Consider the following 13,245-nt stretch of genomic DNA (forward strand, 5'->3'; position numbering starts at 1 on the left):
GAGTTTTTATGTCCAAGAGTAGTTTTGGTCAAATTTATCGTCGACTTTCCAGTAAACTACTTGATCTTGTGGTTACCCCGCACGTCCTCGGTGAGGTTCCAAATGACGCCCCGCTTAGCCCGCAAAACCCAGAACAAGAACAAGCCGCAACGCACAAAATTGTCTGCTACGTATTACAAAACTATTCACGCAGTAATGCCTTGGTTGTCGATAGCGAAACACGCCGCTTAAAACTCCAACCTGCTTTGGATGCGTTTACACTTGGCCAGCATCAAGAAAAAAAGGCGGTTATTTTTTTACAACATAAAGATGAAACCAATTTAGTGAATCCGCCTTCACACGCCTTTCCTCCGCGTTTGATCCGTCTCATTGAGTTCCTTGAAAAAAACCCAGACTACGATGTCGAATTGATTCCTGTGACGGTACTCTGGGGCCGCTCACCAGACAAAGAAGACTCCTTATTTAGACTATTGTTTACGGACACTTGGGCAACGCCAAGCAAAGTAAAACAGCTGATGAATATTGGGATACATGGTCGCCAGTCCTATTTAGAGTTCCATAAACCCCAATCACTCAAAGACTTAATTGGCTACGCCACCATTCACCATCCAAATTTATCACCAGCAACCTATATCCTAAGTCAGCTAAACAATTACCTCGATGGTCAACGTGAAGTTATTCTTGGTCCCGATTTATCCGACCGTCGTAATGTAATGCACTCTCTGATCAAATCAGAAGAAGTCCAAGATGCGGTGCGTAAAGAAAGTATTCGCAGCAAAATCAGCATGGTCGAAGCTGAACGTCGGGCCATTGGGCATGTCAACGAGATCGCTTCTGATTATTCTTATTCAGCAGTTCGCTTTGCAGATATGGCACTGACCCGCCTTTGGACACAGCTCTATGATGGGGTTGAAGTACATAACTTTAGTACGGTTCGTGAACTGGCAAAAGATTACGAAATTATCTATACCCCTTGCCACCGCAGCCACATCGATTATTTATTATTGTCTTATGTGATTCATCGTCGTGGTTTGATGGTGCCTTATATTGCGGCAGGCGATAACCTGAACCTCCCCTTTGTCGGCCAACTGTTGCGTGGTGGTGGCGCGTTCTTTATTCGTCGCTCATTCCGTGGTAGCGCATTGTATACCTCAGTATTCAAAGAATATTTGTTTAGTATTTTGTCGCGCAATACGCCACTCGAATACTTTATTGAAGGCGGACGTTCACGTACCGGTCGTCTATTACCGCCTAAAACAGGCATGTTGGCCATGACGGTACACAGCCATTTACGTGGCAAGTCGAAGCCGATTGTATTCCTTCCAACCTATATTGGTTATGAGCGCTTAATGGAAGGCTCAACCTATGTGGGTGAAATGCAAGGTAAACCCAAAGAAGCGGAATCGATCTTTGGGATTATTGGCGCATTAAGAAAAATTGAACGTATTTTTGGTAAAGTACATGTCAACTTTGGCGAACCCGTATTTCTAGATGATTTGCTCAAACAACACAATGCCGAAAACATTGAAATCAAACGCAATGATGATCCAATTCCGCAAGAAGTTTCCGATGCAGTCAACAGTTCAGCCAATGCGATTTTAGAAAACATCAACCGTGCGGTGGTGATCAATCCAGTTTCATTGCTCTCACTGATTTTATTGGCAACACCAAAGCACACCTTAGATGAAGAAATTTGCATCAAGCAACTCGACACCTACCGCAAGCTGGCTTCAGCCCTGCCATACGATGAGCGCACGCAAATTACCCACCTTTCGGGCAAGGAAATTATTGCCTACGGTCTGAAATTAAAACTGATCAAACGTATTCAACACGTGCTTGGCGATATTATTGCGATTGAAGATAATCAAGCGGTGTTGCTGACTTATTTCCGCAATAACATCTTGCATGCTTTCGTATTACCATCATTGATTGCAGCCCTTGTTGAGCACAATGGTAAAATTGGTCAAGGTGATTTAATCAATGTCATCCGCACTTTATATCCATTCCTAAAAGCAGAACTGTTCTTAAAATGGAAAGATGCTGAACTCAAAGATCAAATCCTGCAATATGTGGATGCTCTGGTCAAAGCCAATCTGATCCAGATGGATGCTGAAGGCATACTCAATAGCCCAGTGCGCAACAGCGAAGACCACAACCAATTGGCTGTGTTAGCTGCACCAGTGATGCAAAGTTTAGAACGCTATTATATGACTTTGGCACTGATCACCCAGCGTGGTTCAGGCAACATTTCAACCAGACAGGTTGAAGATCTCAGTCACTTATTGGGTCAGCGCCTGTCGGTACTCTACGAGTTTAATTCTCCAGAATTCTTTGATAAATCATTGTTCCAAGGCTTTATCAAAGTGCTCACTCAACAAGGCTATATCAGCACCAATGAAGAAGGCGGCCTGACCTTTGATGAGCAATTCCGTAACGTTGCACAGTACGCCAATTTAGTCCTCGATGATGTGACCCTGCAAATGCTGCAACATATCACCTCGTTCACCGATGAAGAACTCAAAGAAGCACTGGATGCCGTTGCCGCGCAAAATGCCAAGAAGCGCTTGAAACGTAAAAAGAAATAATCTGCCGTTGATACCCTCTCCGTCTAGGAGAGGGTTAGGACGAGCTTTCAACAAAATCCCAACCGCACATCTTGCCGATATGGATTCGGTGTTGTTCCCAAAGCTTTTTTAAAATGCCCTGCTAAATGACTTTGATCGTAAAAGTCACAACGACGCTCTACTTTCTCAACCACCGTAGCAATCCAGCATCGAAAACTTCATGCTAATTTTCGATCACTCATCACAATCCTTGTAAGAATAACCTGCTTGCCGTACGACTGCGTAATTGCATGCTCTTAAAAGTGTTACTGCAAAATAAATTGCATACTAAAAAGACGGAATAGATTTAAAAATAAGTAGGTTAAATCAATAATATTAAAAACGACCAGCAATCTAAATATCTTTAAAACGATTAGATTACATTCTTTATCTATAATTTTTAAATTTTAGCTAAATAATGAATTTTATTTTCACATAAGAAGAAATACTATGAAAATTGAATCCTGTTATGCGCCTATTCAAACTATAGCAGCAGAGATATTAGGAATTGAAATTAAAAATAATAAGTATGATCTCCATTGGCCGATGACACTGTTGATTACTAAAAAAGGCTAATCTCCTCATGCAAGCCATTGATCAATTGACTTATATCGCCACATGTATCTTTGCAGCAGCGACCCCAGGCCCCGGTACCATCTCCGTGATCCATTGCTCAATGCGCTTTGGATTTAAGCGTACCCTACCGTTAATAATTGGTATTCAAGCCGGGTTAGGCTTTGTCGCAGTCTTGAGCATGTGTGGAATTATCGTCCTGATTTCCACCTCTAAAGTCCTATTTTATACGCTACAGTTCATAGGCGGGTTATATCTGTTTTATCTTGGCATAGCGTGTATTTCTAGTGCCTTCAAGGGACAAAGCATCAATCAGGATAAACCAGAAATGCAGCCATTTAGCTTTGTTGCTGGCTACATGATGTCTGTATTCAATCCGAAAACTTTAATTTTCTTTAGTGCTTTATTTCCCGCTTTTATTGACCCACAACAGGGTTTGCTCAAACAAAATCTATATTTAACAGCAATCCTATTGCTCTCCACCCTAAGCGTACATTTCTGCTATGCAAAAATCGGACAGTATAGCGCTCGTTTTTTAATGGCGCATCAAACTAAAATCGATCTGCTCAGCGGTGTTATTTTTATCTTACTGGCAATCTATATCCTATTGGGCAGCAGTATTTAATCGAGCAAAATAAACTACTGAGCCCCCTCTTCTAATAGTCGTTCATAATCCTGAAAACAATTGGGATGCTGCAACTTAAACCCAGTCTCATACATATGCTGTGCATAAATTTTCTTACCCGACGTCGCATCGCCTAATAATTGCAGTTCCACCAAACCAAGCCGTTGTTGAAACCACACAATCGTTTCATGCAGCAAAGTTGGCTGATTATTGCTGACTAGATAAGAAGCTACCGATGGTTCCACGTGAAGCAATGCTGCTAAAAACCGTGCCAAGTCTTCAATGTGAATCCGATTGCTCCAATGCATTTTTGGATAAGTCTGAGTGCTGTGTGCCAACTTAATCATCCGTGCAACCGAAGTTCCATAAATTCCGCTTGGCCGAACCAGCACTGTTTGCAATGGATAGGCTTGCTGCCATGCCTGCTCCATCTCTAGCAATAACTCCCCTTGTCGATCATTAGGTTTCGGCAAAGTTTGATCATCAACGACTTGGCCTTGGTCTAGACCATAAACTCGGGTGGAAGACACGACGATTACTTTCTTAATCGGATGTGCACGGAGTGCTGCAGCAATTGGGGTAACAGAATCGACATAGGTATGCTGATAGGCTTCCGACGTGCCCTGTTCAGGTGTTAACAAGATATACGCCACATCAATTGGTGCTAGCCTAGAGAGATCTAACTGATAGATGTCTTGAATCAGATGGTTTGCGCCATCTGCTGGTTTCGAGCTACGACTTATTGTGCTAACTTTATGGCCAGCTTGAAATAAATGTTTAGCAACACGCTGGGATGTTTTACCATAACCCACAAATAGAATATGCATCGAATCACCGCATTCACAGACAAAGATGAGAGGACATGGCAGCAGTCCATCAAATACAAGGGGTCGGTTCAGCCTCTGCAGCTTTACTTGAAAAGCTCAACATACTGACCACAGATGACTTACTGTTTCATTTGCCACGTGACTATGAGGATCGTAGCACGATCATTGCCATGAACCAATTAACGGTTGGGCGTAGTTATCTGCTTGAAGGCGTGGTGCAATCTGTTGATCATCCCCCTGGTAAACGCCAATCGCTGGCGATTTTACTGCAAGATGATTTTGGCAAAGTCACTTTACGTTTTTATCATATTTATAAAGCACTCACAGATCGTGCCCAAATCGGTAATCGCTTGCGCATTTTTGGTGAGGTGCGTGTTGGTGCACGTGGTTTAGAGCTTTATCACCCCGAAATCCAACTGATTAGTTCACATACTGCACTGCCTAAGACCCAACTGACTGCCATCTACCCAAGCACAGATGGACTGACGCAAGCCAAACTACGTGACTATATTGATAAAACCCTCAAACTACATAGCCACGATTTAGCCGAACTATTACCACAAAAATTTAGCAACGGTTATGCGCTCAAACAAGCCCTCGAATATATCCACCACCCACCGGTGGATGCCAATATGTTACAACTGGCACAAGCCACTCACCCTGCACAGCAGCGCTTGATTCTTGAAGAGTTGGTCGCACATCAAATTAGCTTACTGACCCGTCGTGCCTATATTCAGCACATTGCGGCCCCTGCCTTTGCCCCAAGTCGAAACTTGGCCAAGCAACTGCTTGCAGGACTACCTTTTGAAATGACCAAGGCGCAAAAACGAGTATCGAAGGAAATTGTGCAAGACCTCGCTCAAGCCAAGCCGATGCTACGTTTGGTACAAGGTGATGTCGGTGCAGGAAAAACCTTAGTGGCAGGTGTTGCCGCTTGTCATGCGCTTGAAGCCGGTTGGCAAGTTGCATTAATGGCTCCGACTGAAATTTTAGCGGAACAACATTATTTAAATTTTCAAAAATGGTTTGAGCCTTTGGGCTTAAATGTCGTGTGGTTGGCAGGCAAACAAAAAGCCAAAGCCCGTGCCGAAACAGAAGCACAAGTCAAAGATGGTACTGCTCACTTAGTGGTCGGCACCCATGCACTCTTCCAAGATCATGTTGAGTTCAATAAGCTCGGTCTGGTCATCATCGATGAACAGCATCGCTTTGGGGTCGATCAACGTTTGGCGCTGCGCAATAAAGGCCAAGATCAAACCACACCGCATCAATTGGTGATGACCGCCACTCCCATTCCGCGCACCCTTGCCATGTCTGCCTATGGTGACCTCGATACATCGGTAATTGATGAGTTACCACCAGGACGCACCCCGATTCAGACCGTAACGATTCCTTTAAATCGACGTGAAGAAGTGCTGACTCGAATTGCCAGCAATTGTGCTGAAGGCAAACAAGCCTATTGGGTCTGCACCTTGGTTGAACAATCGGAAACCCTCGATGCCCAAGCGGCAGAAGCCACTTATGCAGAAATTCAAAGTCGTTTCCCTGAGATTAAAATTGGCTTGGTGCATGGCAAAATGAAATCCGCAGACAAACAAGCGGTGATGCAGCAGTTCAAAGACAATCAATTACAATTACTGATCGCCACCACTGTGATTGAGGTTGGCGTTGATGTACCGAATGCTTCAATTATGGTGATTGAAAATGCAGAACGTTTAGGGCTGTCCCAATTGCATCAGCTCCGTGGTCGGGTTGGTCGAGGTGCACAGGCCAGCTTCTGCGCACTTCTATATAAATATCCACTGTCGCAAAATGGCCATGAACGTTTGAAAATTTTACGTGAAAGTAACGATGGCTTTGTGATTGCAGAAAAAGACTTGGAAATTCGTGGACCCGGTGAGCTATTGGGTACCAAGCAAACGGGCGATATGGGTTTTCGCGTGGCTAAACTCGAACGTGATGAACATCTTTTGGCAGATGCACATCTGATTGCTGGCGAGGTCTTAAAAGATTATCCGCAGCAAGCCGAAGCTTTACTCAATCGCTGGTTACCACAAGCACCGCGCTACGCCTATGTCTAAGACTTGTGACTTGTGACTTGTGACTTGTGACTTGTGACTTGTGACTTGTGACTTGTGACTTGTGACTTGTGACTTGTGACTTAGGCTATTTTATACATCGCGCAATGCTACATCTGGGCAGCCATCAATCTATAGCAGCGAACCGCTACAATGCTCAGTTAAATCACGGTGATTGTTGATGAAACAAATTCACATGCTTATTAAATCCCGACTCACCAAACAGCTGCCTTGCCAACTGTGTGGACTCGACCAGCAACAAGCACATTCGCTCTGCACCGACTGCTGGCAAGCGTTGCCTTGGTCAAAAAAGCATATTCATCGGCACGAACAAAATGTCTTGGTCGCGCACGATTACGCTTTCCCGATTGACCGTGTGATTCAAAAATTCAAATATGAGCAACAACTGCATTTTCAAATCATGTTGGCGCATAGCCTGCTCAGCTTAACTCTCCCCAAGGTCGATGCGTTGGTGGCCATGCCGATCTCAACACAACGCTTGATTGAACGCGGCTACAACCAAATGTTATTGATTAGCCAGATCGTCGCACAACAATTAAAACGTCCAATTTGGCAACCGATCATCCGCTCCGCACAACATGCACAAAAAGGCTTGAGTCGCACTGAACGACTCGCACAAATGAATCACCAATTTAAACCTCGACCACAGCAACAGGGGCGCTATAAAAAAGTCTTGATTTTAGATGATGTCATCACCACCGGCAGTTCGATTCACGCCCTATCCGATGCCTTATACCGGCTCGGCTGCACCCAAGTTGAGGCAGTCTGTATTGCAGCCGCACATGAAAAATAAAGCCCAATCCAACATTTATGCCATCGCAGAAAAATGCTGTTGGCACCACGGAATCACAATCTCTTTGGTCAAGGGTGCCAACAACGCTTGTTCAGGAATAGCCGCCAAATCCAACCAACACAGCTCTGCAATTTCTGCCTGTATCTGCGGCACTTGATCCAGCTCAACCCAATATAAATAGCTGACCAATAAGTGATTGGCCTCATTGGCCGCTGCTGTTTCAAAGCGCCCGATAAACTGCTGAATTGTGGCTGTAGAACCGGTCTCTTCCTCAACCTCACGTAAGAGTGCTGCTTCAGCAGATTCATTCGGCTCTAGCTTGCCACCCACTTGCATAAAGAACGCGGTATTGTGTTTGCGTACCAATAAAATTTGCTGCTGTGCATTGACAATCACAGCAGCCGAAACTGTTATACATTTCATGTTAGATCGCTAACTCAACACGTTCTTGTTTGCCCCATTTCGGTTCAGGTGCAACATAATCTTCAAATTGCTGCAAGATTTCCTCAATACGGTTGCTGTAAATTAAGGCTTCGGAAAAACGCGATTTGGTAAAACCTTTTGTTGCTGTGACATCAATAAAGCGAATCAGATCATCATAAAAACCATTGATGTTTAAAAATGCACAAGGCTTTAAATGAATGCCTAGTTGCGCCCAAGTCCATTGTTCAAAAATTTCTTCGAGCGTCCCAGAGCCACCTGGTAGCGCAATAAAAGTATCGGACAATTCAGACATCTTGGTTTTACGCTGATGCATATCTTGCACCACATATAATTCAGTCAAATCAGGATGTGCCAACTCCTTATCCGCCAAACCTTGAGGGATGACACCAATGACCTTCCCGCCTGCAGCTAATGCGCTGTCCGCAACAATTCCCATTAGCCCAGATCGCCCACCACCGTAGACCAATGTTTTGCCTGCTTTGGCGATCATTTCACCGGTTAATCGTGCTTGTTCAGCAAAAATTGTATCCGTACCTAAGGCCGAACCACAAAAAACTGCAATTGAATTCATATCATTTGAACCTTGTTGTCAGATTGTATGTTGGAAAAAACATCGAGCAGATGAATTTTTAAAAAATTAGTGAGTTAATAAGTGTTTTTCCTTGAATCCTTGTCTAAAATACACCCATTCATTGACCCCATACCGCGTAGGGAGAAAAGACAACATGCTTGAAGCTTTTTATGCAACAGAACGCGGCAGTTTAGAAGACGTCACGGTTAATGGTGGCTTCGATCTACACCCAGAGTTTGTCTGGATTGACCTTATCGCACCCACGCAAGAAGAACAACAATGGGTCTATGATGCTTACACACAAAACTTACCGACATTAAAATCCTTAGAAGACATTTCATCATCCGCTCGTTTTTATCGAGATGATGACGGGATTTTACATATCAGCACCTATTTTCTAACTAAAAATAAAAACTATCAAGTCGATCCAGATGTTGAAGACAGTAGCAATATGTTGGCAACCGTGCAAACCGTTGCATTCATTCTGCATAAAGAACGCCTGTTTACCTTACGTGGTGAGAAACTGGTGGCCTTTCGGGCCTTTCGAGCACGGGCACGTCGCAATGACTATGACATGGACTATAAAGATCCTGTTTGGTTACTGCTTGGTCTATTAGAAGCAAAGCTTGATGAGCTTGCGGATATCTTAGAAGATATCCACAAGGACCTCGAAATGTATTCCACTGAAGTCCTGAATAACCGCCATCGTGAGCAGATTCTCGACCTTGACGATATGATTACACGTCTGGCTCAAAAGGAAGACGTTCTCGGAAAAGCACAGCTGTGCTTAATCGACTTACGTCGGGTTCTGACATTTTTATCACGCCCGCGTGCACTGGGTAGCCATATCTATGATGCTGATATACGAGAGTTAAGTGAGGATGTCCGCTCACTGGTTGAACATGATGCCTTCCTCTTTCAAAAAGTCCGCTTCTTACTCGACACCACCTCTGGATTTATTAACACCGAACAGAATGACACGATTCGTCGATTCTCTATTTTGCCAAGTATGCTTGCTCCCCCCATGTTAATTGCCAGTATCTATGGGATGAACACTGAAATCTTGCCATTTGCTCACGGCACCACCAGCTTCTTTGTGGTGATAAGCATCTTGATTGTGTTCTTTATTGGACCACTGATTTACTTTCGATGGAAAAAATGGATTTAAAAATATAATCCTGCTCTTAAAAACAATTCAGCACCCCATTGGAGTGCTGAAATTGAATCATGACCATACTTTTCGCTTAAATCATTTGCAAATCATTTTCTAAGTGACAAGACTGAATGATCTTTAGCATCTGCTCAGGGACCGCTTTAAACAATAATCCCTTGGCCTCTGGCGTTTGACGCAACCAGCGCACCAACACCGCAAGTGTTAATGAATTGGCCGCTTTTAACTGCGATAAATTAACAATGATCGGATACTGCTGCTGCATCTGAATGATTCGTAAACCATTCAAATACAAGGTTTCCGCATTCTCAAAATTAATCGCGCCAGAAACAGTTAATTCCTGATTTTTAAATTCAATCACCTGACACCTACTGTCAATTATTTTTTCACCGCTGCATCAGCATCTGGCTTAAAGGTTGCGATTGCTTTATCAACGTTATTGCCATTACGTTTTACGTTGGCTGCAAACTGATTACGGAACTGCAAACCCAAATCGATTCCTGCAACGTTGATATTACGGACTTTCCACTGATTACCGCTATCTGCCAACTGGAAAGAAACCGGAGTTTTATTACCTTTATCAATGAAATCAATCGTCACAACAGGGTTCTTACTACCAGTGTCTTTATATGGACGCATGGTATAAGTCTGATTGCTGTATTTCGCAAACGCTGAGCCGTAATTATTGATCAATGTTTCACGGAAGTTTTTTTCAAACTGTGCACGTTGAGCCGCAGTGGTGTATTGATTGGTCGCATAGGTTCCAAGCACGATACGAGTAAACGCTTGGCCATCAACATACGGATCAAGGTTTTGACGCACAATCGCATTAATCGCAGCTGGATTACTTTGTAATTTTGCTTGATCGGCTTTCAGACGCGTCATCAAACCATCAGCAACACGTTTAACAAAAGCGGGAGGTGCTTCTGCAGGTGCTGCAAATGCTGTGGTTGCAATCATTGAACTTAATAGACTTGCTGTTAGTGTTGTTTTCAATAACATATTCATTTAAACCATTCCTCTTCAATTTATTCAACGAACGATGTTTGTGCATCATTGCTATCACTACTGGCCTCAGGTGCAGTCGCGGTATCATCAGACTTACCTGTCCCCCCCGTAATAAACTTGGAAATTAAGTCTTCCAAATCCATTGTCCCTTGCGTGTTTGAAATAACATCATCTCGTTTAAGATAATTCAAACCACCACCAGGAATTACTTTCAAATATTTTTCACCTAACAAACCATTGGTTGCCACCATGATGTAAGCATCTTCATCAATATTGGTGATAGATTTCATGTTACCAATCAGTTGTTGTTCCATTTCTTTTTGTTTCGCTGGGTCTGCAGCTTCATAGTCAGCGCTATAACGCAACTCTGCCAAGGCATCCTGCTGTACCGTCTTTAACTGTTTTTCATCAAAGGTGGTCAACTTTCCATCCAGGTCAAAAGAAACGGTAGCAAGGCGCGTTACCGGATCAAGTGTAATTTGGTCTACACGCCCGATGGTTACCCCACTCATGGTCACTTTGGCGCGTGGTTTCAAGCCATTCACATTGTCAAATTTAGCCGTCATGGTATAGGGATCATTTAAGTTCGTCCCAACAAGACCGCTGACTTTCATTGCTAAAAAAAACAAAGCTAAGCCGAAGATAATAACCAAAATACCTACGGTCAGTTCACTTGCACGTGATTTCATCAAATTCCTCCAAACATGACCGCAGTCAACACAAAATCTAGGCCCAATACACAGAGTGATGAATACACCACCGTTCGTGTCGTTGAGGTTGCTATGCCTTCCGAAGTTGGGACACAGGCATAACCTTGATATACAGCAATCCAAGTACAGATAAAGGCAAAAGCAATACTCTTAATAATGGTGCCATTAAAAATATCATGCATAAACTGGACGTTACTTTGCATGCCGCTCCAGAATGAACCTTCGTCTACACCAAGAAAATCAACACCAACCAATTTGCCGCCCATAATACCAATGGCTGCGAAAATAACGGAAAGCATCGGCAGGCTGACAATCCCCGCCCATAGGCGTGGTGATACGATGCGTTTTAATGGATCAACACCGATCATTTCCATACTCGAAAGTTGCTCAGTGGCTTTCATTAGACCAATTTCAGCCGTCAACGCAGATCCTGCACGGCCCGCGAACAGCAAGGCTGCAACCACCGGTGCGAGCTCTCGGAGCAAAGTGAGAGACACCATGGTGCCTAACATCGACTCAGAACCCACATTGACTAAAATTGAATAGCCTTGTAAGCCGAGCACTAAACCAATAAACAGACCAGATACAGCAATAATCAGTAAAGACAGTACGCCAACGCGATACATCTGATAAATAAAAAGTTTTACGCCAAGTAGGCTTGGTACTGAAAATAAAATCTGCAACAACATGATCGTTGCAACACCAATCCCCTCTACACGTTCAATGACGCGTCTACCTAATAAGGCAATGGCATTCATGAACGCACCTCATTCTTTAAATAGGCTTGATGGCTAAATTGGTAATCGACTGGGCCTTCTATTGAGCCCGATAAAAATTGTTGTACGAATGGTGATGAATCTGCTTTGAGCTGCTCAGGTGTACCCTCACCCTGAATAATTCCCTCTGCCACCACATAAATATAGTCGGCAATTGAGAGGGTTTCTGCCACATCATGCGAGACAATGATGGAAGTCAGATCCAGCGCTTCACGTAGTGAACGAATCAAACGGGTCAACACCCCTTTTACAATCGGGTCTTGTCCAGCAAATGGCTCGTCATACATGATCAACTCTGGATCGAGTGCAATGGCACGCGCCAGAGCAACACGACGGTTCATCCCTCCCGAGAGTTCAGAAGGCATAAACTGTTCTGTCCCACGTAAACCCACCGATTCCAATTTAAGTGCCACCAGTTCAGCAATTAAATGCTCTGGCAATTGAGTATGCGCACGGATTGGAAAGGCAACATTTTCATAAACCGACATATCGGTAAATAAAGCACCACTTTGAAATAACATGCCCATACGTGCACGTGCAGCGAATAATTCTTGACGAGACATCTTGACAATATTGGCACCATCAAACAAAACCTCCCCACGATCTGCGGGGAGTTGTCCGCCAATTAAGCGCAGTAAGGTGGTTTTACCAGTGCCAGATGGCCCCATAATTGCGGTAATCTGTCCACGTCGAATTTTTAAACTGACATTGTCGTAAATGACACGTTTACCTCGGTTAAAGCTTAAATTATTAACTTCAATTAAAGCCTCAGCCTCAGTTTCCTGAAACACTGAGTTATTCATAAATGAACATTTTCCTGCAATTAATCAGCTGATGTACTATACCATCATGAATTAGGGTTAATGTACTGTTATTCAAAGATAATAATGAGGACGAACGGAGCCCTTATTTTGTAAAATAATGATTTTAATAAGCTTATATTTTTTGTAAATTTTAGTTCAGAATTAAATTAAGAACAAACTGCTGAAAAAGAAGTAGCTCAAGTTAAAAATAACCAATGTGCTAAAAACATAAAACATCATTT

The 13,245-nt window shown here is 43.4% G+C and carries 13 protein-coding genes; 5 read left to right on the forward strand and 8 right to left on the reverse strand.

What is annotated here, in order from left to right; translation table 11 throughout:
* Positions 1-8 precede the first annotated feature (8 nt).
* A complete protein-coding gene (gene plsB / locus FD716_RS15365) occupies positions 9-2,585 on the forward strand; it encodes a glycerol-3-phosphate 1-O-acyltransferase PlsB (RefSeq protein ID WP_139853127.1) in 2,577 nt (858 codons plus the stop codon).
* 601 nt (positions 2,586-3,186) lie between these two features.
* The gene (locus FD716_RS15370) at positions 3,187-3,801 is read left to right on the forward strand and encodes a LysE family translocator (protein ID WP_139853128.1); all 615 of its coding nucleotides are present in this window, start codon (positions 3,187-3,189) and stop codon (positions 3,799-3,801) included.
* Between the two features lie 14 nt (positions 3,802-3,815).
* Here FD716_RS15370 and FD716_RS15375 read toward each other — a convergent pair whose 3' ends face one another.
* On the reverse strand, positions 3,816-4,628 hold the full coding sequence (locus FD716_RS15375) for an NAD-dependent epimerase/dehydratase family protein (RefSeq protein WP_139853129.1): 813 nt from the start codon (positions 4,626-4,628) through the stop codon (positions 3,816-3,818).
* A gap of 35 nt (positions 4,629-4,663) precedes the next feature.
* On the opposite strand from FD716_RS15375, the gene recG reads away from it, so the two are divergent.
* Together recG and FD716_RS15385 are read left to right on the forward strand one after the other, a co-directional pair.
* The gene (gene recG / locus FD716_RS15380; protein ID WP_139853130.1) at positions 4,664-6,709 is read left to right on the forward strand and encodes an ATP-dependent DNA helicase RecG; all 2,046 of its coding nucleotides are present in this window, start codon (positions 4,664-4,666) and stop codon (positions 6,707-6,709) included.
* A gap of 178 nt (positions 6,710-6,887) precedes the next feature.
* The gene (locus FD716_RS15385; RefSeq protein WP_139853131.1) at positions 6,888-7,520 is read left to right on the forward strand and encodes a ComF family protein; all 633 of its coding nucleotides are present in this window, start codon (positions 6,888-6,890) and stop codon (positions 7,518-7,520) included.
* Positions 7,521-7,535: 15 nt separating this feature from the next.
* Here the strand turns inward: FD716_RS15385 and FD716_RS15390 are convergent, their stop codons facing one another.
* Positions 7,536-7,943: an NUDIX hydrolase gene (locus FD716_RS15390; protein WP_139853132.1), complete on the reverse strand. Its 408-nt coding sequence runs from the start codon at positions 7,941-7,943 to the stop codon at positions 7,536-7,538.
* A 1-nt stretch (position 7,944) separates the two neighbouring features.
* Entirely contained in the window at positions 7,945-8,535 is a 591-nt protein-coding gene (locus tag FD716_RS15395; protein ID WP_139853133.1) for an LOG family protein, read from the reverse strand.
* A 154-nt stretch (positions 8,536-8,689) separates the two neighbouring features.
* Between FD716_RS15395 and FD716_RS15400 the strand changes: the two genes are divergently transcribed.
* Positions 8,690-9,703, forward strand: coding sequence for a CorA family divalent cation transporter (locus FD716_RS15400; RefSeq protein WP_139853134.1), 1,014 nt, complete (start codon positions 8,690-8,692; stop codon positions 9,701-9,703).
* A 76-nt stretch (positions 9,704-9,779) separates the two neighbouring features.
* Here FD716_RS15400 and FD716_RS15405 read toward each other — a convergent pair whose 3' ends face one another.
* The 5 genes from FD716_RS15405 to FD716_RS15425 are packed head-to-tail and all read right to left on the reverse strand — an operon-like array spanning position 9,780 to position 13,003.
* Positions 9,780-10,067 (reverse strand): STAS domain-containing protein, encoded by a 288-nt coding sequence (locus FD716_RS15405; protein ID WP_139853135.1) that lies wholly within the window; start codon positions 10,065-10,067, stop codon positions 9,780-9,782.
* A gap of 17 nt (positions 10,068-10,084) precedes the next feature.
* Positions 10,085-10,714: an MlaC/ttg2D family ABC transporter substrate-binding protein gene (locus FD716_RS15410; RefSeq protein ID WP_139853136.1), complete on the reverse strand. Its 630-nt coding sequence runs from the start codon at positions 10,712-10,714 to the stop codon at positions 10,085-10,087.
* Between the two features lie 20 nt (positions 10,715-10,734).
* Positions 10,735-11,403 (reverse strand): outer membrane lipid asymmetry maintenance protein MlaD, encoded by a 669-nt coding sequence (gene mlaD / locus FD716_RS15415; protein ID WP_139853137.1) that lies wholly within the window; start codon positions 11,401-11,403, stop codon positions 10,735-10,737.
* Positions 11,403-12,182 carry a lipid asymmetry maintenance ABC transporter permease subunit MlaE gene (gene mlaE, locus FD716_RS15420; RefSeq protein ID WP_139853138.1) on the reverse strand — a complete coding sequence of 260 codons (780 nt, stop codon included), beginning with the start codon at positions 12,180-12,182 and terminating at the stop codon, positions 11,403-11,405. The genes mlaD and mlaE overlap by 1 nt, the downstream gene beginning before the upstream one ends.
* On the reverse strand, positions 12,179-13,003 hold the full coding sequence (locus FD716_RS15425; RefSeq protein ID WP_139853139.1) for an ABC transporter ATP-binding protein: 825 nt from the start codon (positions 13,001-13,003) through the stop codon (positions 12,179-12,181). Before FD716_RS15425 ends, mlaE begins: the two co-directional genes overlap by 4 nt.
* Positions 13,004-13,245: the final 242 nt, after the last annotated feature.

This window comes from Acinetobacter pullicarnis (assembly GCF_006352475.1).
GTDB classification, from domain to species: domain Bacteria; phylum Pseudomonadota; class Gammaproteobacteria; order Pseudomonadales; family Moraxellaceae; genus Acinetobacter; species Acinetobacter pullicarnis.